16 protein-coding genes are annotated in these 25827 nt (G+C 66.1%); 1 reads left to right on the top strand and 15 read right to left on the bottom strand.

The features are described from left to right. Position 1 precedes the first annotated feature (1 nt). The 13 genes from pks13 to HCA61_RS16495 all read right to left on the bottom strand — a co-directional run bounded on the left by pks13 (position 2) and on the right by HCA61_RS16495 (position 21783). Positions 2-4954 carry a polyketide synthase Pks13 gene (pks13, locus tag HCA61_RS16555; RefSeq protein ID WP_169689362.1) on the bottom strand — a complete coding sequence of 1651 codons (4953 nt, stop codon included), beginning with the start codon at positions 4952-4954 and terminating at the stop codon, positions 2-4. A gap of 50 nt (positions 4955-5004) precedes the next feature. Further along, a complete protein-coding gene (gene fadD32 / locus HCA61_RS16550) occupies positions 5005-6894 on the bottom strand; it encodes a long-chain-fatty-acid--AMP ligase FadD32 (protein ID WP_169689361.1) in 1890 nt (629 codons plus the stop codon). Between the two features lie 646 nt (positions 6895-7540). Continuing rightward, a complete protein-coding gene (locus HCA61_RS16545; protein WP_169689255.1) occupies positions 7541-8497 on the bottom strand; it encodes a cutinase family protein in 957 nt (318 codons plus the stop codon). A 31-nt stretch (positions 8498-8528) separates the two neighbouring features. After that, the gene (locus HCA61_RS16540; protein WP_169689254.1) at positions 8529-9092 is read right to left on the bottom strand and encodes a DUF732 domain-containing protein; all 564 of its coding nucleotides are present in this window, start codon (positions 9090-9092) and stop codon (positions 8529-8531) included. Between the two features lie 135 nt (positions 9093-9227). After that, complete coding sequence (locus tag HCA61_RS16535) at positions 9228-11123, bottom strand: alpha/beta hydrolase-fold protein (RefSeq protein ID WP_169689253.1); 1896 nt, start codon at positions 11121-11123, stop codon at positions 9228-9230. A gap of 249 nt (positions 11124-11372) precedes the next feature. Beyond that, a complete protein-coding gene (locus HCA61_RS16530) occupies positions 11373-12383 on the bottom strand; it encodes an alpha/beta hydrolase family protein (RefSeq protein WP_169689252.1) in 1011 nt (336 codons plus the stop codon). A gap of 345 nt (positions 12384-12728) precedes the next feature. Beyond that, entirely contained in the window at positions 12729-14693 is a 1965-nt protein-coding gene (gene zomB, locus HCA61_RS16525) for a flagellar motor control protein ZomB (protein WP_169689251.1), read from the bottom strand. Beyond that, positions 14674-15579, bottom strand: coding sequence for a decaprenyl-phosphate phosphoribosyltransferase (locus HCA61_RS16520; RefSeq protein ID WP_169689250.1), 906 nt, complete (start codon positions 15577-15579; stop codon positions 14674-14676). The genes zomB and HCA61_RS16520 overlap by 20 nt, the downstream gene beginning before the upstream one ends. After that, entirely contained in the window at positions 15576-16067 is a 492-nt protein-coding gene (locus HCA61_RS16515; protein WP_240959717.1) for a phosphatase PAP2 family protein, read from the bottom strand. Before HCA61_RS16515 ends, HCA61_RS16520 begins: the two co-directional genes overlap by 4 nt. Before the next feature lie 73 nt (positions 16068-16140). Further along, positions 16141-18060, bottom strand: a complete 1920-nt coding sequence (locus HCA61_RS16510; RefSeq protein WP_169689248.1) for a glycosyltransferase — start codon at positions 18058-18060, stop codon at positions 16141-16143. Beyond that, positions 18057-19277, bottom strand: coding sequence for a UDP-galactopyranose mutase (glf, locus tag HCA61_RS16505; RefSeq protein ID WP_169689247.1), 1221 nt, complete (start codon positions 19275-19277; stop codon positions 18057-18059). The genes HCA61_RS16510 and glf overlap by 4 nt, the downstream gene beginning before the upstream one ends. Before the next feature lie 73 nt (positions 19278-19350). Continuing rightward, positions 19351-20106 carry a MerR family transcriptional regulator gene (locus tag HCA61_RS16500; RefSeq protein ID WP_169689246.1) on the bottom strand — a complete coding sequence of 252 codons (756 nt, stop codon included), beginning with the start codon at positions 20104-20106 and terminating at the stop codon, positions 19351-19353. 120 nt (positions 20107-20226) lie between these two features. Then, positions 20227-21783 carry a SpoIID/LytB domain-containing protein gene (locus tag HCA61_RS16495; RefSeq protein ID WP_169689245.1) on the bottom strand — a complete coding sequence of 519 codons (1557 nt, stop codon included), beginning with the start codon at positions 21781-21783 and terminating at the stop codon, positions 20227-20229. A gap of 304 nt (positions 21784-22087) precedes the next feature. Here HCA61_RS16495 and HCA61_RS16490 point away from each other — a divergent pair, with 304 nt between their 5' ends. Continuing rightward, positions 22088-24136 (top strand): N-acetylmuramoyl-L-alanine amidase, encoded by a 2049-nt coding sequence (locus tag HCA61_RS16490; RefSeq protein WP_169689244.1) that lies wholly within the window; start codon positions 22088-22090, stop codon positions 24134-24136. 24 nt (positions 24137-24160) lie between these two features. On the opposite strand, the gene HCA61_RS16485 is transcribed toward HCA61_RS16490, so the two are convergent. Then, entirely contained in the window at positions 24161-24982 is an 822-nt protein-coding gene (locus HCA61_RS16485) for an HAD family hydrolase (protein WP_169689243.1), read from the bottom strand. Positions 24983-24986: 4 nt separating this feature from the next. Then, positions 24987-25802, bottom strand: coding sequence for a lysophospholipid acyltransferase family protein (locus HCA61_RS16480; RefSeq protein WP_169689242.1), 816 nt, complete (start codon positions 25800-25802; stop codon positions 24987-24989). Between the last annotated feature and the right edge of the window lie 25 nt (positions 25803-25827).

Below are 25827 nucleotides of genomic sequence, written 5' to 3'. Positions count from 1 at the left end.
CTCAGCTCCTCGAGGCCTCGATGTCGGCCAGCTTGCGGGTCAGGTCGGCCCCCACCTTCGCGATGTACGGCTCGTCGACGATCTGCAGGTGATCTCCCCCCACCGGGACGATCTCCAGATTCGCGACCACATCTCCCCACCCACCGTCGGGTTGCCGGGTACCGAACGCCGGCTCGAGGTCGATTGCGTCATCGTGATACTTGTCGGCCATGTACAGCACGACGTCGCCGTCATAGCGTTCGAGCTTCGCCGTCTGTATGGCACGGTTGTCGAGCCACGACGTGCGCTGATGCTCGATGATGCCGCCGGGGATCTCGACACCGCTCATCTCGAGCAGGCCCATGAGAATCTTGATCTGCTCCTCGTCGCTGCCCGCGTCGGCAAGCAGGTCGTACGGAAGCGGCGCCTCGACACCGTAGGTCTTCTTCGCAAAGGCCGAGTAGCGCTGCCAGCGTTTCCGGATCTCCTCCGGAGTGTCCTCGATCTGCTCACCGGCCATGACCGTGTCGAGGAGACCGATGATCCGCACGTCCTTGCCTTCGGCGCGCAGCAACCGGCCGACGGCATAAGCCAGCACGCCGCCGAGCGACCAGCCGTACAGCACGTACGGGCCGTCGCCCTGGATCTCCTTGATCAGCGGCAGGTACACCTTGGCGCGCTCGTCGATCGGCCCCTCGGTGCGTTCGAACCCGTACATCGGGGTATCCGCGGGCAGGCGCCGCAGCAGCGGCTCGTACGCGACGGTCGAGCCCCCCGCAGGATGGAACACGAACACCGGCACCGCCGACGACCCCTCGGGCCGCGGCCGCAGCGCGCGCACGAGTCCGTCGATCTTGTCGGAGGATTCGAGATACTGCCGGACCGTTTCCGAGAGTTGCTCGATCGTCGACGCCTTGCGGACATCGTCGACGGTGATCTCCCCGCCGGACCGCTCGGTGAGCCGCGTGGCGAGGCGCTCGGCCGCAGACTCGTCGAGCGTCGGCAACGTATTGAAGATGCCCTTGGCGGACTTCCCGGTGACCACGGCCCACGATGCGAAGGTCAGGCGTTCCGCGGCGTCGCGGGGAGGAACGTCGGGCCCGGACGAATCTGCTGCAGGTTCCGCGGAGGCAGGGGCAGCTTCTTCCGGAGACTCGGATTCTTCCGGAGAGTCGGTGTGGGCAAGAATCTGCTCGGCTTCACCGACGATGGTGGTGTCCTCGACCGGCAGCAGAGCGGACCCCGACTCCAGCGACCCGGCCTCGGCGCGGTCGGCTGCCTTCTCCGCGGCCTGTTGCTCGGCAAGCTGCGCGACCTCGTCGCGGTTGTCCACCGCATAGCGAAGGTACTTGGCGACATCGCGCAAGGATGCGTCCTTGACCGCCGTCAGCTGCAGCTGCGGGATGTCGAACTCGTACTCGACGCGGTTCTTGATGCGTACCGCCATCAGCGAGTCGAGGCCCAGTTCCATGAGCGGGATCTCGGCGGGCAGATCCTCGGGTGCGTAACCCATGGATTCGGCGACGATCAGCGTCAGGCGATCTTCCAGGGTCTGCGATCCTTCGGGATCCCACTTGTCACCGAAGGTCTCGACGACCTCCGGCAGTTCCTCGACGTCGTCGGACAACCGAGCCGGGGCGGCGATCACCGGGGTGGGAAGAGCCTCACCCGACGTGACGACGCCCTCGTGCACGAGGGTGAAACCGCTCGCCGTGCGGGCGTGGACCTGCACCGACGCACCACCCGGGTGCGGGGTGAGGGTCGTGGTCACGGTGGCTGCATCAGGCAGCTCTGCATGCCGTATGGATGCGGTCAGGGTGACATCGGCGAGCACCTGCGACGCCGCGGTGGTGACGAGTTCCGCGGGATCGGTGACCGCCGTCGCCTGCACCTCCCACACGTGCCTGCCGTCGGGCAGCGCGACATGTGCGCCGGGGACACGACCGTGGCCGGCGCCGCCGCCGATGCGGGCGTCGACCCAGTACGGCTTACGCAGGAACGCGGTACGCGGAATGTCGGCGTAGTCGCCCTCTGGCAGCAGACTGCGCAGATCCACCGGATGCCCGTGGACATAGAGTTGCGCGAGCGCGGTGAGCACGCCGAGCGACTCGTCTTCCTTACGCTTGAGCGTCTGGATGAACACGCCGTCCTGCACACCGGCATCGAACGCGGTGGCGGCGACCGACATCAGCGTCGCGGGATTCGCGTTGAGCTCGACGAACGTCGTGTAGCCGTCGGTGAGCGCCTTCCGGATCGCCTGGGTGAAGTACACGCTGTGGCGCATGCCCTTCGTCCAGTACTCGACCGGGTGGATGCCCGCGTGACCGGCGCGGTACAGCGTTTCCTGATCGACGGACGAATACACATCGACCTTCAGGCGCTGCGGCTCCATACCCGCGAGTTCGGCAGCGAGCTCACCCAGGATCGGGTCGACCTGCGACGTGTGGCTCGCGCCCTTCGTCTGGAGGACCCGGGCGAACTTCTCCTCCGACTCGGCGCGCGCGACGATGGCGTTGACCTGCTCCTGCGGTCCGCCGATCACAGTGTGGGTGGGCGCCGCATAGACGCACACCTCGAGCTGCGGGAAGTCGGGCAGAACCGAGGTGATCTCGTCGGAGCTGTACTCGACGAGCGCCATCAGGCGAATGTCGTCGCCCTCGAGCTGGCCCTCGGCCTCACCCATCAGGCGCGACCGGGCGCAGATCACGCGCACGGCTTCCTCGAGCGACAGACCACCCGAGATGTATGCACCGGCGGCCTCACCCATCGAGTGGCCGACGATCGCTGCAGGATCGGCGCCGTGGTGACGCAGCACCGCGGCGAGACCGACCTGGATGGTGAAGATACCGACCTGCGCGGTCTCGACGTCGTAGTCCTGCGCGTCGTCGAGGAACTTCTCCTTCATGGAGTAGCCCGACTCGTCGAAGATCAACTCGTCGACCTCGTCGACTGCAGCGGCGAACACGGGGTTCTCGAGATACAGCTGCTTGGCCATTTTGCGGTGCTGCGCACCGAAGCCGGACAATACCCACACCGGGCCGTTCGCGGCCGGGCTGTCGGCGGCGAAGACGTTCGGCGCGGGCTTTCCTGCAGCGACGGCACGCAGCCCGGCGATCGCCTCGGCGCGGTCGGCGGCGATGACGACGGCACGGGACCGGCCGTGGTTGCGACGCGACAGCGTGCGGGCCACATCGGCCAACGCAGTGGTGCTACCCGATTCGGTTTCGAGCCAGTCGGCGAGATCCGCCGCGGCGCGGCGACGACGCGACGGCATCGGTGCGGACACCGCAAGCACGACGGGCAATTCGCGTGCGGGCTCCGGCACCACGGCATGCTGCGCAGCCTCGGCGCTGTCGGGCAGAACCTCGACCTCGGCCTCGGAGTCGATCTGGCCTTCCGGCCCGGTGTACTCGCGCACCACGACGTGCGCGTTGGTGCCACCGAACCCGAATCCGGAGATGCCCGCGACAGCGCGGCCCGAATAACGGGGCCACTGCGCACCCTCCGGGATCACACGGAGACGGGCCTTGTCGAATGCGATGTACGGGTTGGGCTCGGTGTAATTGAGAGAAGCCGGGAGTGCGTTCTCGCGCATCGCTAGAACGACTTTGATCAGGCCCGCGGCGCCTGCGGCAGCCTCGAGGTGCCCGAAGTTGGTCTTCGCAGAACCGAGCAGGGCCGGCTTGTCGGCGTCGCGGCCGCGGCCGACGACACGGCCGAGGGCGTCCGCCTCGATCGGATCACCGAGCACCGTGCCGGTGCCGTGCGCCTCGATGTAGTCGACACCCGACGGCAGGATCTGCGCGTCGCGGTAGGCGCGACGCAGCACGTCCGCCTGGGCATCCGGGTTGGGCGCGACCAGACCGTTGGAGCGTCCGTCCTGGTTGACGGCCGATCCGGCAACCACGGCGAGGATGTTGTCGCCGTCGCGTTCGGCGTCCTCGAGCCGTTTGAGTACGACGAGGCCACCACCTTCCGAGCGGACGATGCCGTTTGCGTCCGCCGAGAACGCCTTGATCTTGCCGTCGGCGGTGAGCATGCCCGTTTCGTGGAAACCGAGTGTGCCGGCGGGGGCGAGCAACATGTTGATGCCACCGGCGATCGCCACGTTTGCTTCACCGCCGCGCAGTGCACGCACCGCCTGGTGGACCGCGACGAGCGACGACGAGCATGCGGTGTCGATGCTGATCGACGGGCCGCGGAAGTCGAAGAAGTACGAGACACGGTTGGAGACGATCGATGTGGACGTGCCGGTGATCGCGTACGGGTCGGCCGCCGACGAATCCGACGCCGCGATGAGCATGTAGTCGTTCGCGGACGAGCCGATGAACACACCGACCGAGCCGCCTTTGAGGTCGCTCGCGGGGATGTGGGCGTGCTCGAGGGCCTCCCAGGTCAACTCGAGCGCGAGACGCTGCTGCGGGTCGACCATCTTGACCTCGCGCGGCGACATGGCGAAGAACTCGGCGTCGAAGCCCTTGACGTCGTCGAGGTAGCCGCCGCGCGTGTTCGCATTCGCGATCGCCTCGGAGACGAGCGGGTCGCCGTGGAACTCGGACCAGCGGCCTTCGGGCAGGTCGGTGATGCCGTCGCGCCCCGACGCCAGCAGGTCCCACATCTGGGCGGGGGTGTCGATGTGTCCGGGAAGACGCGTCGACATGCCGACGATCGCGATGTCCTTCGAGCCGAGAGCGCTACCGGCGACATAGAACGTGTCGTCGGTGCCCTCCGGCACCTCCGGTTCGCCCTCGATGATGCGAGTCGCCAGCGACGCGATCGTGGGGTGCTGGTACGCGACAGTCGCGGTCAGCGTGACACCGAGGAGATCCTCGATGTCACCGCTGAGCGCCACAGCGTCGCGCGACGCCAACCCGAACTCCTCCATCGGACGATCGTCCGAGATCTGGGAGACCGGCTGGCCGGTTGCGTCGGCAATCCAGTTCCGCAGCCATTCGCGCAGCTGCGCAACGGTCATTTCAGTGTCAGCCATCAACCCACCACGCTACCCGGACAGAGGACAATTTCTTACACGCTGTCGGGGAACGCCTGCTGCTGGTATCCACCACGCAGCGTTCCCTCGATGTAGGCAGCCTTGCATGCCCGCCGCGCAATCTTCCCACTCGATGTGCGAGGGATGGATCCGGCCGGTACGAGAAGCACATCGCGCGCGGTCACGCCGTGTCGCGCGGAGATCGCGGCACGTACGGCGTCGGCGATCGGCTGCGGGTCTGCCTTGCCTGCGCCCGGGGCGCGCTCGGCCACGATGACGAGTTGCTCGGACGAGTCGTCGGTGTCGAACTGCAGGCCGGAGGCCGAGTTGTCGAACACGACCTTGGGCAGTTGGTTCGCAGGCACCGCGAACGCGGCGACGAAGCCCGGGCGCAGCGCGGAGCTCGCTTCCTGAGCGGAGAACTCGAGATCCTGCGGGTAGTGATTGCGCCCGTCGACGATCACGAGGTCCTTGACGCGACCGGTGATGTACAGCTCACCGTCGACGTAGACGCCGTAGTCACCCGTGCGCAGCCAGTTGGCGTCCTCGGGCGTGCCTTCGGCCTGACTCTTCTCTGGAACCCGCTTCGTGATCTTGTTGTGGAAGGTGTCGGCGGTCTCGTCCTTCCGACCCCAGTAACCGATTCCGATGTTGTCGCCGTGCAGCCAGATCTCTCCGACGTGACCTTCCGGAGCCTCTGCGCCGGTCTCGGCGTCGACGATCGCGGCCCACTGACTGCGGGCGACATAACCGCACGAGACCTGCGGGATCGCGCCGGGCGCATCGCGGTCGACGAGTACGACCCGGCCGGCGTTGAGCTCGTTGCGGTCCACGTAGAGGACCTTGGCTTCCTCGGAGTTCTTCGTCGAGGACACGAACAGCGTGGCCTCGGCCATGCCGTACGACGGCTTGATCGCGGTCTTCGGCAGTCCGTAAGGCGCAAACGCCTCGTTGAACTTGCGCATGGACGACGTCGTCACCGGCTCACTGCCGTTGATCAGACCGATCACGTTGCTCAGGTCGAGGGCCTCGCCGTTCTTCGGGACGCCGCGCGCTGCCGCGTGCTCGAACGCGAAATTCGGTGCGGCCGCGAACGTCCCTGCCCCGTCGGAGACCGCGGCGAGTTCACGGATCCAGCGGCCTGGCCGCTGAACGAAGGCGCGGGGACTCATGATCGTGATGTATTTGCCACCGATCGCCGGGAGGATGACGGTGAGCAGGCCCATGTCATGGAACAGCGGCAGCCAGGTGACACCTCGAGAGTTCTCGTTGAGCTCCATCGAGTCGGCCATCTGGATCACGTTGGTGAGCACAGACCGGTGGGTGATCTCCACGCCGGCGGGCACCCGCGTCGATCCGGACGTGTACTGGAGGTATGCGATGTCATCGCTGGTCGCCTCAGGACGCTTCCATGAGTCGGCGACGGTGTCGGGGATCGCGTCGACGGCAATCACGCGGGGGCGCTGTGCAGCGGGGAGGGGGCGGAAGAACTGGCGCACACCCGCAGCGGACGAGGTGGCAGTGAGGATGGCGCTGGGCGTGCAGTCGCCGAGGACAGCGTGCAGGCGGTCGGTGTGCCCCGGCTCGTCCGGATCGAAGAGCGGCACGGCGATGACACCCGCATAGATCGCTGCGAAGAAGGACACCACGTAATCGAGGCCCTGGGGCGCCAGGATCGCGACGCGGTCGCCGGGACTGGTGACCTGCTGAAGCCGAGCAGCGATCGCACGGAGCCGCACACCGAACTGCGCCCAGGTGAGCTCGTCCACATCGCCATCACGGTTGCTCGAGTAATCGATGTACCGGTAGGCCAACTCGTCACCGTTGGAGGCAGTGTGCTGCTCGAGGTGATCGAGCAGCGTGCTGCCGTCCGGCAGTTTGATCTGCCCGTACTCATCGATGAACTCTTCGAACCCGACGCTCAATTCCTTCTCCCTGTCGAAGCGATCCCACAACCACTCGACATGGTTGCGCCCCATTTACGTTGTCCGCGCTACCGGATCGTCGTGCCTGCACAGCACTCGCAGCCTCCGGCAGTCAACCTGCCAGTACTGTCCATCGATCCGAGATCACGAATATGTTACAGATCGGCTCAGCTCGCTCCCCGCGAGCAGCGGATCGTGTGGCGCGAACCCTTCCGTCCGAGATGGGAAGCACCAAAGATACGACACCCGGTCTGCCATTCGCGAAATGCGGTCTCGCTCGGCGGTCTGTTCGGACACTCCGGTTGCGAGATATGCGGATTCGCCGCCGATGACACCGCATCGGCAGCGCATGCCGTCGCCGCATCGGCAGTGCACACAACTCGGCCTTCCCTTCGGGAGCGTGGGCAGGTTGTCGGTGCACCTCCCGCTCGACACGACTTTTCGTGACGAGGATCATTCCGCTCCGCCCACCGTTTCCCAAGCTCTCAGCCGGTGACGGCACAACATCCATCCCCTCCGGTCCCTGACGTATTGCCCGCGGCCTCCCCCGGCCTCACGAGCGCCGGTCGTGCCTGGGCACGCCGCGGCCATCGGTCGATTGTACCGGGTGCGTGACCGGGAACACTACCCGCTGGTAACCGAGGGGTCACTCTTCCCGCGGATGTGGTGCGGATTCGATCTTCTCGGCGGCCCATCCGGTGATCCACTGAGTCGCAGTCGTGCCCGATTCGTCCACAACGAACGTGTTGTACATTGCGTGGATCGGGTTGTTGACGTACTCGAGCACGCGAGGCGCAGCGGTCACCCAGTTGGTCGGGTTGAGCGCATCCGGCGGGGCATCGCAGATGCTGTCGGAGGGTGCACAGATCTGGAAGGTGCGATCGTCGAGTGCACCGAATCCGCCGGGGCGCTCACCGGTCATGGTGATGCCGGGAAGCCTCAGACCGGCAAGCGAGAGTTCGGCGCCGACTCCCGCGACCGGCGGGCCGATATCGATGCCGGACACCCCGTCACGACGGCCGTCCGCGATCAACGCGACACCGAGAACACGGTCAGCGGGGACCGGTCCGTTGCCCGCTCCGATCTGGGCCGCGACGTCCCCGGTGATGACCGCGCCCTGGGAGAACCCGGTCAAGACGTAGGTGGTGAGCGGACACTCCGCAGACCGGCCCGCAAGGAACTCGTTCATCGCGGCAGTACCGGCACTGCGGCTGTTGTTGTACGACTGCTGGCCGTCGGGCGGGAGCGCAACCGGATTCGAGAACTGAGCGACGTACGGGACCGTGTAGACGTCGGCGCGCTGGGGGTCGAACTGCTCCTGCAGCGGTCGCGTCACGTTCAACATCAGCGACGCAGGGTTGGCCGTCGGGTTGTACGGGTCGTCACCGACCGCGGACTCCCACGTACCGGGCACCGCAACCACCTGGACGTCGGGACAGGACGCAGGCTGCGACTGCGGTTCTTCCGGTCCGGGAGGTGTGATGGGCCCGGGAACATCCAGGCGGCCCGCCAGCATGTACCAGAGAGCCAGCACCAGGACCAGAACCAGCAGCGCCCCGAGTACGACGATCTTGCGCCCGCGACGCCGCTTCGTTCTGGCCATCAAGTGCTTCTCCCTCTATCTGCAGTGCCTGTCAGCTGCAGTACGTGTCGTGGGCGACCGAAATGTACGTGTCGGCGGTCGCGGATGCGTCCTCCTCGGTGATCTCCTCACCGGCAGCGACTGATCCGCTACCGACGAGCGCTGTCACCATCGTCTTGATCTCGTCGGGATTACCGCCCTGGGCCTCGGCCCCGCAGACGTAGTCCGCGATTGCGATCGCGCTCGCCTCGTCGGAGGGCTCGACACCCTCCTCGCGCAGCGCGGCGAGGAACGCTTCGCCGCTCTCGCTCGGGGCAGGCTGGGACCCTGCCGGCGGCGCGGTCGCTGCTTCGCCCGGGCTCGTCGGAGCAGCGGCGGTGCCTTCGGTGTCGGTGTCCTCGGTGTCGGGGGCGTCCGGGGTGGAGGTTCCGTCCGCCGATTCCGAGGCGGTCGCCTCGGCAGAGGTCGTCGCGGAAGAGGTCGTGGTTGTGGTCGACGGAGTATTCGTGGCCGTCGAATCGTCGCTACCGCACGCGGCCAGCACAGCCGCGGAAGTCAGGGCTGCGGCGATCGCTCCGAGGACGCGGGTCGAGCGCGAGCGGGTCCGTGCAGGCATCTGGGGTGTCCTCACATCCGGAATTCGAGTGATCTGAACTGGGCTCGGTCCAGGCTACAGAGCGCGCACGATGCCGGCCGGAGCGCCTGCTCCGACCGGCACCGTGCGTCCTACGACGTCACTTGATTTACGGAATCACGGATGAACCGTCGGTACGTCACCGACGACGGAGACCGAGCCGTGCTGGAACTTCTGCTCGATTCCACCTTCGATCGGCGTCTCGTCACCGATCGGATAGCCGAGCCGACCGTTCTCGGCACCCTCGGCCGCCCAGGCCTCGAGCACGCGGCCACGCACCGGCCATGCGCCGGTCGGATGGGTCCAATAGATGTTGCCGTGCTCGAACTCGGAGAACCGCCCGTCATCCTTGATCACGTGCTCGCTCGACTTCGGATAGCCGAGCGCCCCGGTCTCGTAGCCGAGTTCGCCGTATTTGCCCAGAATCTTCCCCAACACAGCGTTGGCGCCGGTCGCTTCGGTCCAGTACATCGCGCCGATCTCGAATCCCTGAACACTGCCACGCTGGTCCGGGGTACCGACCTCGTCGAGCACCGGATAGCCGAGAGGACCGGCTTCCCAGCCCTGCTTCTTCCATTCCTCGAAGATCGCGCCCTGCACCGTGCGGGCTCCGTGCTCGGGAGTCCAGTAGATGGCTCCGTTCTGGAAGTGATTGAAGCGACCCCTGCCATCGGCCGTGCCGCGTTCTTCCGTCACCGGGTATCCGAGCCGCCCGGCAGGACCGCCCACGCTCTGGTACTTGCCGCCGATAGCGCCCGCGACAGGAACCGCGGTGCCGCCGGACGAGAACACCCGGCCGTGCCGGAAGTCCTGCACGGAGCCACCCGCAACCGGATACTCGCGCGTCAGGCAGTCGCCGAGCCATGGATTCGCGGCCGCGACATCGCCGAATGCGCCGAGCGGGGCGCACTCGGGTTTCTGGGTCTCGACACCGAGCGTGTTGGCGAGCTGCGGCCACAACTGGTGCAGTTCGAACTCCCAGTACGGCCATGAGTGCGTGCCCGACGGCCGGTACACGATCTGCGCGGGGATGCCGAGTTTGTTGAGCTTCGTCGCGAACGCCTGAGAGGTCAGGCGCGACAGGATCTCGAGTCCCATGCCCGCGTAGTTTGTGCTCACACCGGGAACCGCGGTCGGTTGATCGTACGGACCCGTGCTGCCGCTGCCACTCGAGACATACATGCTCACACCGCGGAGTTTCTCGGCGAGCAGATACGGGTCGTGTGACTCCCATACTTCGCTGCCGGGTTCGCCCCACATCGCGTCTACGTCGAATCCGCCCGCGTCCTGCATGGCGTAACGAATCGCCTCTGGCATTCCGAGTGTCGTGGTGGTGAGAATCCCCGACAGCGACCCCGCGAATTGGAAGAAGCCCTCGTTGCGGGCAGCAAGGAACATCGCGGCGGTGCCACCCATGGACAGACCGACCACACCGCGCTTATCGGTGGTCCGCCAGTCCTTTTCGAGGATGGGCGGCAGTTCCTCGGTCAGGAAGGTCTCCCACTTGTAGGTCTGACCGTTGTTCTGATCGAGCCAGTCGGCGTAGAAACTCGACTGGCCACCTACCGGAAGCACCACGTTGACGTTCTTGTCTGCGAAGAACTGCTCGGCGTCCGTCTCGAGCGTCCAGCCGTTCTCGTCGTCGCGCGCGCGGAGACCGTCGAGCATGAACACCGACGGGAACCTGGCCTCGGGCGTGAGGTTCCAATCTCGCGCGAGCAGAAGCTGCACTTGGATGGGCGTGCCCATCGAGGGCGAATCGATCCAGAGTGCGACCCGTCGGTCCGTGAGCCAGTCGACCTTGCGTACCGTCGCGCCGGACGAGTCCTGTGTCGCTGCCGGGCCGGACTCGGCGACCGACGGTTGCGCCGTCGCCACCGCAACTGTCGTCAGTCCTGCCCCGACCGGCGCCACGAGCGCCGCAGCGACAAGTCCGAGCAGACGTCGCTTCGCCGTCGCACCGGCCGTCCCCTCGTTCGGCCTCCCCCGATGGCCACCATGCACAGTTCGCATCGACTTCGCTCACTTCCTGCATTGCGGTATTGCAGATCGTCCGCTGAGCGGACTCGGTATCGCGGGAGCCGGCCCTCGATCGGATCGGCCACGCCCGAATCCTGTTTCTACACGTCGAGGACGGTGATGTGAGGGAGCCGCGCTGTGACAGGTGGGGAAATTGTTATCGAATGCACGAAACCGCCCGACCGCTCCTGAGGAGCAATCGGGCGGCGACGTCGAAGCAGTGTGCTTGGCCTGGCAGTCAGATCAGTGCGCGTTGAGTGCGTCCAGGATCTGCGGGCGTGCCTTCCACAGCTCGTCCTCCCAGTACTTCCACGCGTGGGTTCCGCGTGCCGGGAAGTCGAACGTGGCCGGGATGCCCAGGGTCGCGAGCTTGACCTGGAATGCGCGGGTCTGGACGAGGGACAGCGCCTCGAGGCCCATGGCGTTGGCCGTGTTGTAGAAGCCGACCAGGCCCTTCGGGTTGTCGTGCTCACCGGGCAGGCCGCTGGCCGCCGAGATGTACATGGACAGGCCCTCGAGCTTGGGCGCGAACACGAACGGGTCGTTGCGCAGCCATGCCGGGTTCCACGGCGGGCCCCACATCGAGTCGACGTTGAAGCGGCCGGCGTCGAGCATCGCGATGCGGATGGCCTCACGCATGCCGGGGGCCGACAGGTTCAGGTAGCCCGACAGCGACGACGCGAACTGGAACTGGTCGCGGTGGTACGCGGCCAGGGTCAGGGCAGCGGAACCGCCCATCGACAGACCCAGGATGCCGTTGTTGCTACGCGAGACACCGCGGGTTTCGAGGTATGCGGGAAGCTGCTCGGTGAGGAACGTCTCCCACTTGTAGGTGATGTCCTGGCCGTTGAAGTTACTCGGCGAGTACCAGTCGGTGTAGAAACTCGCCTGGCCGCCGACCGGCATGATGAGGCTGACGTTGTCCTGCGAGAACTGCTGCAGAGCGTTGGTCTCGAAGGTCCACGCGTTCGCGTCGTCGCGGGCCCGCAGCCCGTCGAGCATGTAGAGGGCCGCGTCGCCACCGCGTGCGGCCCACTGGATCTGAACCTTGATCGGACCCATGTCCGAATCGACGAAGACCTCTTCGAAACCTCCGGCGGGCGCGCGATGCGAAACCGGCGCGGCCTGGGCCGGTGCGGCAACCGCCGCGGTCGTTCCGGCAACACCTGCAGCAACAGGAAGCACGAGCGCTGCGGCGGCGGTGCCGAGCAGGCGCCTGCGAAGGCCCTGCGACAACCTAGGGACAAAACGCATGAACAATGCTCACTTTCTCGATCTGCGGCGTCCGCGTCTGCGTCCCCCGACGGATTTCGGCGGCGGCGACCGGGTGAAGGTCGCCTTCAAGTCACACTGCGGTCAAGACTGTAAAGGACAGCGTGATCTCTGACAAACCCCGATTCCCAAGGTCTTGAGCTTGCCTTGACTACTTCGTCGCTCACCGAGGGCACGAACGTTACATCTCCGTTATCCGGCGTGATCTTAACGAGACCTGCCCGCGGGCCGCGCACCGGGTCGACTGAACGGCCGCGCAATGCAGAATGTCGCATCCGTCCAGGTCAACTGAACGAATGCGACATTCCTCCGAAAGCTGGCGGGATCCTAGCCTCGCGGCACCGGCATTTCCAGACCGCAGCGCTGAATCTCATACTTGGGCACTCGCTCGATGCGATAGCCGGAGTATTCGAACGCATTACGCAGATTCCGCTTGAACAAAGGCCACGTGAGCTCCGCGCTCGACGACGCGAGCAACTCCTGCGTTTCCGGGCACGTCAACGCCACATGGGCCATGGCAACCCAGTCCTCGTCGAGATAGGCGGGCATCCACGGATGGACGTCCACCATGCCCGTATCCGCGATCACCCAATCGGGATAGAGGATCTTGTCGTGCCCGATCCGTCCGTCCTCGAGTCGCTCGGTGTGGGCCGCGAGCGGATAGGCGAGGCCCATCTGATCCACGACCCGCACATCCAGGCCGACGTTCATGCTCGTCATACCGAGGTTCAGGAAGTACACCGTGTGCCCGGCACCACCCGGCGGGATCGGCAGGGGTGGCGGAACTACGTCCCAAACGTCGTACGAGGCCGTCGACAGCAGCAGCCCACCGTCCGGGGTGTTCTCGATCGCCTCGACCATTGCGCGCATTCGGGGATAGTCGAGGTAGTCGCTCGCGAGGATCGGATGCGAATGCCCGGTGTTGAGCACGTAGAACGCGCGCTCATCGACGATGCCGGAGCGGCCCACCACCGCACCCTCCGGCATGCCCGTGGTGTTGGAGGCGAAGAACGCCCAGATCACCGTCCCGATCCACAGAATCGCCATACCGCACGCCATACGGGTGTTTTTGTTGTTGCCGATCGCCGACCGATCGGGGACTCGCAGGGGTACGACGGCAACGGGAAGCAGCAGACAGAACAGCGGCGGAAGCAGCACGCGACCGTGCATGAAGTCGCCACCCACCCGCATCGAGTAGAGCATCAGCAGCAGGCCGGCCCCGAGCGCGAAGAACACGACCGTCGTCGGGGTCCGCAGCGCCCGCTGACCACGCACTACCCACGCCCGAAGGTCCCTCCCCGCGTCCGTCGGCACAGCACTGCCACCGGCCGGGGCCCGCGTGGTCCACAACACCACCGCGGCGACGACCGCCAGGAACAGCACCGGCAACCACAGCAGGTACGGACTGACGAGATTGCCGAGGTACTCGAACCCCTGCGACCACTTGGCTCCGCCCGCGTCCTTGGACACGGCCGTGTTCGGGTACGGCAGACCGTAATAACCCATCCGCCAGACCTGGTACGTCAGAGGCACCAGTCCCGCGACCGCAACCATCGCGACCCGCACCCGCCATGTCAGCCCCTGGGCGAGGAACAACATGGCCAGTGCCCCGGCAGCGAGAATGGCAAGTTCCGGGCGCACGAGCGGACCGAGACCCGCGATGAAGGCGGTGACGAGGATCTGGGTGGTCCCCGGCAGGCCCTCGTGCTTCGGGTCGGGCGTCGCCCACCTCACGAGTAGCAGCCACAGCAACGCGATCCAGCAGATCACCAGGCAGGTTTCGAGCCCCGATGTCGCGAAGTCACGCGCGGGCGGCACCGCGATGTAGACGAGTACTCCCGCAGGCAGCAGCAGAACCGTCCCCGTGGCGTTCCGTAGGCGCCACCGGTACATCCGCGCGGCGGCGAACATGGCCAGCACGATCGCACCCGTCGACAACACGAGGGCGATCGTGAGCACCACGTATTCGAGCCGGATTCCGCTCAGCTCTCCTGCCGCGTAGACGAGATACGTCCAGATGGTCGACGTATTGGCTTCGACCCGCTCACCGCTGTTGAACACCGGGCCGTTGCCCGCCATCAGGTTGCGCACGGTGCGCAACACGATCAGGCCGTCGTCGGCGATCCAGCGGCGTTCCCACGCCCCCCAGAACATCAGCAGTGCCGCGATCACGACACCGCAGGCGAAAACCCCCGTCGCGAGGCGACCCGACCGGGCGGGCAGATCGGTGCTCGGTCTGCCCGCCACGCTGTCGTCGACGCCGTCCACGACGTCAGAAGAGGTAGACAGCACCGCCGACCACCACGATCCACACCACCGCAAGGAACTGCAACACGCGGTCGCCCAGTGCAATCTCCTCGGGCTCACCGGCATCTCCACCGTCGACATCCACTGCGTACCGCAGGATCGCGACGACGAACGGGACCATCGAGATCGCGTACCAGTTGGAACCTGCAATCGTGTCCTGCTCGAACGCCCACAGGCCGTAGCAGATCACCACGGCTGTGGCGGCAAGCGTCCACACGAACCGCAGGTACGTCTCGGTGTAGTACTCGAGCGACTTGCGGATCTTCGCACCCGTCCGCGTCGCGAGCCGCAGCTCCGCGTATCGCTTACCCGCGGCCATGAACAGCGATCCGAACGCCATGATCAGCAGGAACCACTGCGACAGCGGGATCTCGGCGGCCACACCGCCGGCGATCGCACGGATCAAGAAGCCCGACGAGACGATGCAGATGTCGAGGACGGCCTGATGCTTGAGACCGAAACAGTACGCGAGCTGGATGCCGATATAGACGGCCATCACCACCGCGAGCTGCCAGTTCGCAAGGAACGACAGTGCGATCGAGGCGACGAGCAGCACGACGGCCAGGATGTACGCGAGCCGCAGCGGCAGCACGCCCGCCGCGATCGGCCGGAACCGCTTGGTCGGGTGCTCCCGGTCGGCTTCGACGTCCAACGCATCGTTGACGAGGTAGATCCCTGACGCCGCCATGCAGAACACCACGAACGCCAGTGCGACCGGCAACAACACGGAAGATTCCGTTACGGAACCCGCCGCCATCGGGGCCGCGAGCACCAGCACGTTCTTGACCCACTGTCGTGGGCGCACCGCCTTGACGATTGCCGCTGGAAGGCTCTTGGGGGCCTCCGAGACGGGTGTCGGTTCCTCGCTCATCGCTCTCCAAACTTCTTCTCTGCCCGCGCCACCACAGCAGCGGACGCCGCCCCGAGCGCAGCACCGGCCAGGACGTCCGTCGGATAGTGCACACCGAGAACGAGACGGGACAACAGCATCGGCGGCACGAGCATCGCCGGAAAGGGTAGCCCGGTGGTGCGCGCCATCAACACGGCCGCTGCTGTCGTGGACGTCGCGTGCGACGACGGGAAACTCAGTCGACTCGGCGTCGACACGTTGACCTGCACGGACGGATGGTCCGGACGTTTACGGCGAACGACACGCTTGATGACGATCGACGCAGCGTGCGCTCCGACCGCCCCGACCGCGACTCCTGCCCACTGGGCGCGACGCTTCGGATCCACCAATGCTCCCGCCGCGCCGATCGCGATCCAGCCGAGCGCATGCTCACCGAAGTGCGACATGCCGCGGGCGATCGAGGTTGCTCCGGGCACAGTGCCGACGGTGTCCTGGACCGTCTGCAACATCCGCACTTCGAGCGGCGCGCGGTCGCGGTCGATCGTCACTGTGGCGGTGCCGTCACCGGACGGGACAGTGACGTCATCCCTCGATACCGAAGACATGTTCCCACTCCTTCTTGCTGGTCAGGGCGGGAACCGCATCCCGGTAGCGTTGCTTGAGCTCCGGGAAACGTCGTGCGAGTTCGCGCCGCAACCGCAGCGCTTCGGTCAGCAGCGCCTGTGCCTGCGCGCGGTCGCGCTTACGGTAGACGACGCCTCGCCCGTCCGCGGTGGTCACCGTCACGCCGTCGACCTGCGACAGCAGGAACCACCGTGCGTCGATCGTGGGCACGTTGAGCTGTGGTCGGGTGTGATGCTCGGGGTTCTCGGAGCGCACGCTGTGCAGCACGCCCTTCGCGAGTCGTGAGACCTTCGCGAGTTTGCCCTCGGGCAGCCCGACGGCACCGACTTCCGCGCCCGACGGCAGCGGCAGTTCGGTCGACGAAGGCAGCACGCGAGCGTCGGAGAAGTTCTTCCGCAGCGCATGCACGTCGCCGAGTGCCTTGGGAAGGAGCTCGAAGAGGTTCTCGGGGCCGGCCAGGAAGTCCTCGATGGCCTTGTTCTGGATCGCGACGGTCGAGTACTCGAGGCACACCAGGTGCTTGATGGTGGCCTTGATCGTGTCGAGGACCATGCCCTTGCCGTCGCCCGGCATGTGCAGGGCTGCGACGACGAGGCGGTTGCGCAGGTGGAAGTACGCCTGCCAGTCGATGGCGTCGTCCTTGTCGCTCCACGCCATGTGCCAGATCGCGGCACCGGGCATCGTCACAGTGGAGTACCCGGCGGCACGGGCACGCAGCCCGTACTCGGCGTCGTCCCACTTGATGAACAGCGGCAGTGGCTGCCCGATCTCCTCCGCGACGACGCGCGGGATCATGCACATCCACCAGCCGTTGAAATCGACGTCGATGCGTCGATGCAGCAGCTTCGAGTTCTCGCGATCGCGCAGCGGATTCGTGGAGAAGTCGTGGTCGTATTCGACGTTCGGCGCGGCCGACCACATGAAGACCGACCGGTCGACGACCTCGCCCATCGTGTGCAGGTGGCTGCGTTCCTGCAGGTTGAGCATCTGCCCTCCGACGAGTGTCGGGGACTTGGCGAACCGCGAGAACGCGAGTGCACGCAGGATCGAGTCGGGTTCGATCTCGATGTCGTCGTCCATGAACAGGATGTACGGGGCATCGGTGGTCTTCAGCGCCTCGTACATGATGCGGCTGTAGCCACCGGATCCACCGAGGTTGGCCTGGTCGTGGATGACCAGCCGGTCGCCGAACGGCGCTGCTGCCTCGGCGAAACCGTCCTGGTCACGGACCTTTTTGGTGCCCTGATCCGGGATGATCATTGCGTCGATGACATCCATCACCAGCGGATCGGACGCCAGCGCACGCAGCGCCGCGACACAATCGGCCGGGCGGTTGAACGTGGGAATACCCACCGCGACGGAGGCCTTACCGGGGGCCTCGACCGGCGCGAACCAGCCTGCCGAGTGGACGGTGACGTCCGTGTCGGTGGTGACGTCGAACCAGATCCAACCGCCGTCCTCGAACGGGCCGAGGTCGGTTTCGAGTTCGAGGACGACGCCGGTTCCCTCGAACTCACGGCCCTGCACGTGGATACGGCTCGAATCCGCCTTGCTGCGGTAGATGTCGATTCGACCGTGACCGGTGAGCTCGAGTCGAAGCACCACGGAGTTCAGCGTGCTCCAGCGACGCCAGTAGCTCGCGGGGAACGCATTGAAATAGGTGCACAGCGACACCTCGGACTCGGCGCCGATGTTCAACTCGGTGCGGCTCGACGCATGAGCGCGACGCGCATTGGTGGACGATTCCTCGATGTAGAGGGTCCGGACGTCGAGTGGTTCGCCAGGTCGCGGCAGGATGATCCGCTGAAGCAGCGCCTTACCGAGCGGTGCTCCCTGCTGCGTGTCGGATCCGATCTCTACGGCTGCGGACTGGCTCATGAGGCATTCCCCGCGATCGGCGCGCCCGACTCGAAGTGCGGCGCCACCGTGTTGTCGAACATGGTCAGCGCGCTCGCGATGGCCATATGCATGTCGAGGTACTGGTAGGTGCCGAGGCGGCCGCCGAACAACACCTTGTTCTCCACGGCTTCCTTCTTGGCGAGCTCACGGTAGGCGGCGACCTTCGCGCGGTCGTCGGATGTGTTGATCGGGTAGTACGGCTCGTCCTCGTCTTCCGCGAAACGCGAGAACTCACGCATGATGACGGTCTTGTCCGTCGGGTACGTGTCGCGTTCGGGGTGGAAGTGCCGGAACTCGTGGATACGCGTGAAGGGCACGTCGGCGTCGTTGTAGTTCATCACCGGGGTGCCCTGGAAATCACCGGTGGGCACGACCTCCGTCTCGAAGTCCAGGGTGCGCCAGCCGAGCTTGCCTTCCGAATAGTCGAAGTAGCGGTCGAGCGGGCCGGTGTAGACGACGGGGGCGTCGGGGCTCGCGCCGCGGATGTCGTCACGCACCTCGAACCAGTCGGTGTTCAGCCGGATCTCGATCTTCGGATCCTTCGCCATGTTCTCGAGCCACGCGGTGTAGCCATCGACCGGCAGGCCTTCGTAGGTGTCGTTGAAGTAGCGGTTGTCGAACGTGTACCGCACGGGCAGGCGGGTGATGTTGCCTGCGGGCAGTTCCTTGGGATCGGTCTGCCACTGCTTGGCGGTGTAGTCGCGGATGAATGCCTCGTAGAGGGGACGCCCGATCAAGGAGATCGCCTTCTCCTCGAGGTTCTGGGCGTCCGCAGTCGAGATCTCGGCGGACTGTTCCTTGATCAGGGCCCGCGCTTCGTCAGGGCTGTAGTAGCGCCCGAAGAACTGGGAGATCAGGCCGAGGCCCATGGGGAACTGGTAGGCCTGACCGCCGTGCTTCGCGAACACGCGGTGCTGATACCCGGTGAAATCCGTGAACTGAGTCACGTAGTCCCACACACGCTGATTCGACGTGTGGAACAGGTGGGCTCCGTACTTGTGGACCTCGATCCCGGTCTCGGGTTCGGGTTCGGAGTACGCGTTGCCACCGAGATGGTGCCGGCGTTCGACCACGAGGACCCGCTTCCCGAGCTGCGTGGCCGCGCGCTCGGCAATCGTCAGTCCGAAGAATCCGGAGCCGACGACAATCAGGTCGTACTCACCGGGAGAGGGCTGGGGCGCTGATGCAGCAGTCACGGAGAACCAGGGTAACGACCTTGTCACGCTCATGCCCTTTCGGTCCGTCGGCGGGACCGAAAGACCAGGGCGATCAGAGGTGATACTGCAGTGCGGCGCGCACGAACTCGGCGCCTGCGGTTCCGCCGTAATTCGCGGCGAATCGCTCGTCTTCGACGTACATGTCGGCGAGGCCGAGGACATAGCCGCGCAGACTGCACCGGTCTGCACCGTGAGCAGGCGTACCGGGCACGGAGGTCAGCCATTCGACGTGACGGCGTGCAAGGTCCTGAGCCCGTTCTCCGTGCGGATCGAGACCTTCCTGCGCGGCAGCAACCCAGTCTGCGTTCAGCCGGTCGACGCGCGACTTCCAGTCGCTGCGTTCGCGCTCACTCATCCCGTGCCACCATCGGTCGCCGGTGGCGTACGCCTGCGCACCCCAGCGTTCGGTCACCTCGTCGCGGTACTGCGTGTGATCGAACCCGTCGAATACTTCGGTCGCCATGAGCTCTTCTCCATTCTCTGTTTTCTCGAGGGTCGCGCGAACCGCCCGGATTCGGCGTTCGAGTTGGGTTCGCTCGTGTTGGAGCAGCTCCAGATGCGTACGCAGTGCACCTGCCGTATCCCGACGGTCGTCGAGGGCGTCGCGGATCGCGGGTAGTCCGAGACCGAGGTCGCGCAGCAGCAGGATTCGCTGCAGCCGAACCAAGGCATCCGAGTCGTAGAAGCGCATCCCGTTCCGTCCTGTACGGCTCGGTGGGAGCAGCCCGACGTCGTCGTAGTGCCGCAGGGTGCGGCTGGTGACGCCGGCCTCCCGGGAAAGCTCCTGGATCGACCATTCGCGCCCCATGTTCGCCCCTTCGGTTCTGCTCGATACCCAGCGTGCATCTTGACGCTGCGTCAATGTCAAGCAGCCGATATTTCCGGGACGAGCAGCCGACCTTCCGGCGCTGCGTTTCGACGGCCTACGTTATTCGGCGCTTCCGGTGCTCGGGAACCAGTCACGCAAGAAGCTCGACTCGATGACCTGGGCACCGAGATCGGGGGTCCAGACGATCGCGCCACCGGTGAAGATCCGGAACTTGCCGCGTTCGTCCGGAAGCATCAGTTCAGGTCCGACCGGCGAGCCGAGAAGGCCATCGACCCCGCCGAGTTCGAGGTACTTCGCCTGGATCTCCGAGCTGTCACCGGTCTCGAACCGTAGTGCTCCGACCTCGGTGTCGATCTCCGGTGCCGGTGTGGGCGGCGGCACCGCTGCTTCGGCGCCTTCCTGCACGCTGAACCAGTCGGACCGCAGACCGAGCTTGGCACGCGCCTCGGCACCCGTGGTTTCGATGGTCCGGTCGGAGCCGATCACGCGCACCTGGGTAGCGCGACCTCCCGCGTCACCGAGGTTGTTGCGGGCGATGACCTCGATGTTCTGGAGTTCCCCGACGCCGAATGCCGTGCCGATCTCGCCTGCGGTTATCGTCTTGGCCCATTGCCGGTTGGGTGCGACCCTGTCGCCGAGGTCCTCGACCGGAGGGAACGTTCCGCCCGCGCTGTACCCGCCGGTCGATGCGGAGAATTCGCTGCGGACCACCGCGCCGTCCTTCATCAGTACTTGACCGCGAGTGGTGCGAATGGCGTCATCGGTCCGGGGATCCTCCGTGCCGGACCCTCCGTACACCTGGCAGCTCGTCGTATCGCAGGTCTGCCACTTCTCATTGCGCTTCTCTGCGAGTGCGTACGAGCGAGCGGCGATGGCCTGCGCGCGCAGCGCTTCGGCCCCGCCCGTGTCGGCCCAGCCGGGCAGCGCCTCGGCGGGAACGACGCTGCGGAGGTAGTCCTCGACGTTCAGGCGATTGACGGTGCGCGCGGCGTCTCCTTCGAGCACCACTCCGATCGCGCCGCGGTAGGTGGTGTCGCCCGAGCAGAGTTTGAGGTGTTCCTCCCTGGGACGGTCCTCGCCGAGATCCACCGGGTCGACCCATGGCATATCTGTGGCGCCCTGCCACAGCACGTCGCCGCTGCAACCGGCAGTGACCACGACGTTCGCGCCGCCGTCGGCATTCGGTGTGAGATGGGCGGCCTCCCCTGGGCCGACCTGCCTGCCCGCGACGGTGAGGCCTGTGTCGGAGTAGACGTCGAGGCTGTGGTCGTCGAGACCCGTGAGGCGCACGGCGATCATGGAGTCCGGGACGGTACCCAAGGTGGTGCCACCGTAGTAATGGCCGACGATGCGTTCGGCCGTCCAGCCGTCCTGCGCGTAGCCGTAGGCACCCCACTGGCCCATGCCGCGACCGTGGCCGTGGCCCTGACCGCTGAAAGTGAAGGGCGTGTCGGCGGAGACGGCCTGCCGGACCTCGGGACCGTCCGAGCCGCCACTGACGAGAACGCCGACGGCCGCTCCTGCGAGTAATGCGGGCGCGATGCCGAGCACAGCGGCACGTGTCGCGGTCGGGCGCCATCCGTTGCGCAGCGGCCGGCCGAGGACGACACGCCGTCTACGAATTTTTCCTCTGCGACGAATCGACTGTCGTGCCATGCGCTGCGCTCCCTTGTTCTCGCATTTCCGCTGATCACGCGGACGGTCGTCCATGTGATCGCCCGCTCTCACGGATCGGACATCTCGAGACCGATGCTCAAGCTCAGGTTGAGGGTTATGGTTTGCTGTGTCTAGTGTGACAAGAGTGGCGAGGTATCGCAACAAATGTCACAACAGCAACAATGGCATCACAAGTTGCCTTCATCAGCGGCCTCTTCCAGCACGAAGCGGGCTTGAGGATGTTGGATTCCGACGAGTGATATCGACCGTCCGAACCGCGCACAGCAACAGGGAGTAGCAAACAGTGCCGCATCGCCGCCCGAAGCCGTCGATCGTCCTGGGTGCCGTCGCCGCCCTGGCCGTCGCAACACCTTTCGCGGTGTCCGGCTTCACCAACGACCAGACCGAAATCCGTCAGACCAGTGATTCCGTCGAAGCGGTTGCGCCCACGATCGCCGAGGTCGTACTCGCATCGGTCCCCGATCTCGTGATTCCGCTCGAAGAGCTGACCGGGCTCAACCTGCCCGACATGAGCCTGAAAGAGATCGTCCAAGGTCTCCCCGAGATCACGACTGCGCCCGATCCGGCAGGCGGGCCGGTCGGTCGGGTGGGAGCGGTCGTCAAAGAGCTCACCCAGGAGACCCCGTTCAGCCTCGTCGCCCTCACCGCAAGCGACATCGCCGACACGGACGCGATGATCCGCGCGCAGAACGAGGACGGCACGTGGGGTCCGTGGGCTGCGACCGAGCCCCTCGAGTCCTCTCGCAACGACACCGCAGACGACGCGCGTAGGGGCACCGAGCCGATCTTCGTCGGTGCGACCAATGCCGTTCAGGTCCTGCTGACGCCGCGACCGGGTCCGGAGCCGAACCTCGCCGGTGCCGAAGCGCCGCCGGAGGAAGGGCCTGCGCCGGCAGCCCCCGCGGCGCCCGCTCCCCCTGAAGCTCCCGCACCGGCAGAGGCACCGGCACCGGCGGAAGCACCGGTTCCCGGCGCGGCACCCGCAGAGGGCACGCCCGAGCTCGGTTACGTTCCGGCCTCGTCCTCTCGCCCGCTGCACAGCCAGGACCCGGCCCAGGCCCTCGCCGACAGCGTCAGCGCTGTGCTCATCGATCCGGGTACCAGCCCCGCCGACGCCACCCTCGAGGACATCGCGGGCCCGGTGGGTGACTCCGGCCTCAAGGTCATCTCCCGCGCTCAGTGGGGCGCCGACGAATCGATCCGGTGCGAAGAACCCACCTACGACGACTCGCTGGGCGGCGCCACCGTGCACCACACCGCGGGAAGCAACGACTATTCCAAGGCAGAATCTGCCGAGATCGTCCGCGCGATCTACGCGTACCACTCGCAGACGCTCGGCTGGTGCGACGTGGGATACAACGTGCTCGTCGACAAGTACGGCCAGGTCTTCGAAGGTCGTGCAGGAGGGCTCGACCGCAACGTGCAGGGCGCCCACGCGGGCGGCTTCAACGAGAACACGATGGGCATCGCCATGATGGGCGACTTCTCGTCGGCGACACCGCCCGAGGCGACCCTCAACGCCGTGGGCAAGTTCCTCGGCTGGCGGCTCGCGAAGGCCGGGCTCGATCCCAAGGGTCGCACCACGATGTACTCCGAGGGCACCTCGTTCACCCCGTACCCGCGTGGCGCGGCCGTCGACCTGCCGATCATCTTCGCGCACCGCGACGTCGGCAGCACCAGTTGCCCCGGCGACGGCGGATACGCCCAGATGGACAAGATCCGCAACATCGCCGCTGGCGCCGCGAAGGGCACGAGCCCCAGTACCGATCTCGCGACGGACAACCCGCCCGCCGCGCGCGGTGCAGTGCCCGATACAGATGCCGGGACACCGGCAACCGGATCGGCCGAGAACGTCCAGAACCTCGTGCAGGAACTGATCCGTCTCGCCGACAATCACCCGCTGGCCCAGAAGTGGATCGCCGAAGGCGGCGAGACCGGACGTCTGGGCACGGCCATGACATCGATCCTCCCCGCGAAGGGCGGATTCGAGAGCGCCCAGTTCGTCAACGGCGCCATCTACTCCTCACCCAACGGCGGAGTGTGGACGGTGCTCGGCGAGATCTACAAGGCGTGGCAGAAGTCCGGGCTCGACGCTGGTGAGCTGGGGTTGCCCACCAGCGACGAGTACCGGGTGCCGGACGGTTGGCGATCGGACTTCGAGTTCGGTTCGCTGATCTTCAACGAGGTCACCGGTGTCGTCACAAAGGTGCTCCGCGCTTACAACGACGCCTACGAGGAGTCGATGCAGGAACCCGCGGCCGCTCCGGTCGCGCCGGAACCTGCGCCGGCACCGGAAGCCCCGCAGGCACCTGAACCGGTGCCTGCAGGCTGACCTTCGATCACCGGCAGAATCAAGTCACTGCCACCAGCGTTCGAGGATGCGGGCGACCCCGTCATCGACGTTGGTGGCAGTGACTTCGTCTGCGACCGATTTGGCCTCGGGGTGCGCGTTCTCCATCGCAACACCGTGGCGTGCGATCGACAGCATCGGAATGTCGTTGGGCATGTCACCGAATGCGACGAGATCATCGAACGGCACCCCCAGGTGGCGCGCGGCCTCCTGCAACCCCGACGCCTTCGTCACCCCCGCAGCGGAGATCTCGAGGAGACCGTTGTCCGTCGAGAACGTCAGGTCGACGAGTCCGTGCAGTTTCGGCAGGAGCGCTTCGGCCATCGCGGCGCTGCTGGCACCGGGCAGCCGGATCAGCAGTTTGATGGCGGGCGCCGCGATCACGTCGTACTCGGCGAGTTCGGTGATGTCCGGATTCAGCCACGCATGCTCGTAACCCGGCGAGCTCACGAACTGGGGTGTCGCAGCGTCGTGCGCGCTGGCCCCCACCCTTTCCGCCGCCAGACCGCTCCCCGGAAAAACCGTCTCCGCGACCTCGGCGAGCCAACCCAGTTCGTCTGTGGTGAGCACCGCGGCACTGAGCACCTGGTCGGTCGCACTGTCGTAGAGGACAGCGCCGTTGGCGCACACCGCGAGCGGTGCGTACCGAAGCTGGTCGACGACCGGCGCGATCCATCGCGGTGGTCGACCGGTCGCAAGAACGAACGGTGTTCCGGAATCGACCACGGCGTGGACTGCCGCACGGGTGCGGCCGGAAACCCGCTCCGTGTCGTCGATCAGGGTTCCGTCGACATCGGACGCGACAAGACTCGGACGCTGAGTGCTCACTCCGTCATTGTGCCGAAGGCGGGTTTCCGGTCGCGCCCGGCTCTCTCCCACTGCCGTCGCGGCCCTCGCGCCGTGCGCGCTCTGCTTCCTTGCGGGCACGACGTTCCGCCGCGACACGCGCGTCGTCGGCGTTCGCTTCCTCCGGTGTCGGAGCCGATCCACCGAGCCGCGCAGGTACCCAGTAGGCACCCGGCTCGTGGCGATAGTCCTGCTGCGCTTGCTTCAACATCCGGTCCATGGTGGCGCGCAGCTTCGCAGTCATCTCGGCGGCAGGCTCGAACGGTTCGATCGGATCCCCGACGATGATGGTGATGGGGGTGTTCGTCCGGCCGAGTCGCTTGGGGTGGCCCTTGGTCCACACCCGCTGCGACCCCCACAGCACCATCGGTATGACGGGCACACCGGCTTCGAGTGCCATCCTTGCTGCGCCGGACCTGAACTCCTTGAGCTCGAAGCTGCGGCTGATGGTCTCCTCGGGGAACACACCGACGAGATCGCCCCTGCGAAGTGCCTCGACCGCAAGCCGATACGAATCGCCCGCATCGCCGCGGTCGACGGGGATGTGCTTCATGGCGCGCATCATCGGCCCGGAGATTTTGTTGTCGAAGACTTCCTTCTTCGCCATGAACCGGATGTACCGCTTGGTTTCACGTGCGGGAATGCCCGCGTAGGTGAAGTCCATGTAGCCCGTGTGGTTCATCGCGATGACCGCACCCCCGGTCGCCGGGATGTGCTCTGCCCCGGAGATCGTGAATTTCAGGCCTTGCGCCGCGAACAGTGTGCGTGCCACGCCGATGATGGTCCGGTAGAAGGGTTCCACGTCGGTTAGCGTAGCCGGGTCCACC

It is taken from the genome of Rhodococcus sp. HNM0563 (assembly GCF_012726195.1).
In the GTDB taxonomy this organism is placed as follows: Bacteria; Actinomycetota; Actinomycetes; order Mycobacteriales; family Mycobacteriaceae; genus Rhodococcus.
The sequence above is the reverse complement of the archived record's forward strand: the minus strand, read 5'-3'. Positions and strand labels throughout refer to the sequence as shown.

Excerpts from the sequence above, each read along its gene's own strand:
- pks13 (WP_169689362.1), bottom strand. The coding sequence starts at position 4,954 with ATGACCGTTGCGCAGCTGCGCGAATGGCTGCGGAACTGGATTGCCGAC.
- HCA61_RS16545 (WP_169689255.1), bottom strand. The coding sequence starts at position 8,497 with ATGGCCAGAACGAAGCGGCGTCGCGGGCGCAAGATCGTCGTACTCGGG.
- HCA61_RS16540 (WP_169689254.1), bottom strand. The coding sequence starts at position 9,092 with ATGCCTGCACGGACCCGCTCGCGCTCGACCCGCGTCCTCGGAGCGATC.
- HCA61_RS16535 (WP_169689253.1), bottom strand. The coding sequence starts at position 11,123 with ATGCGAACTGTGCATGGTGGCCATCGGGGGAGGCCGAACGAGGGGACG.
- HCA61_RS16530 (WP_169689252.1), bottom strand. The coding sequence starts at position 12,383 with ATGCGTTTTGTCCCTAGGTTGTCGCAGGGCCTTCGCAGGCGCCTGCTC.
- HCA61_RS16520 (WP_169689250.1), bottom strand. The coding sequence starts at position 15,579 with ATGAGCGAGGAACCGACACCCGTCTCGGAGGCCCCCAAGAGCCTTCCA.
- HCA61_RS16515 (WP_240959717.1), bottom strand. The coding sequence starts at position 16,067 with ATGTTGCAGACGGTCCAGGACACCGTCGGCACTGTGCCCGGAGCAACC.
- HCA61_RS16510 (WP_169689248.1), bottom strand. The coding sequence starts at position 18,060 with ATGAGCCAGTCCGCAGCCGTAGAGATCGGATCCGACACGCAGCAGGGA.
- HCA61_RS16500 (WP_169689246.1), bottom strand. The coding sequence starts at position 20,106 with ATGGGGCGCGAATGGTCGATCCAGGAGCTTTCCCGGGAGGCCGGCGTC.
- HCA61_RS16495 (WP_169689245.1), bottom strand. The coding sequence starts at position 21,783 with ATGGCACGACAGTCGATTCGTCGCAGAGGAAAAATTCGTAGACGGCGT.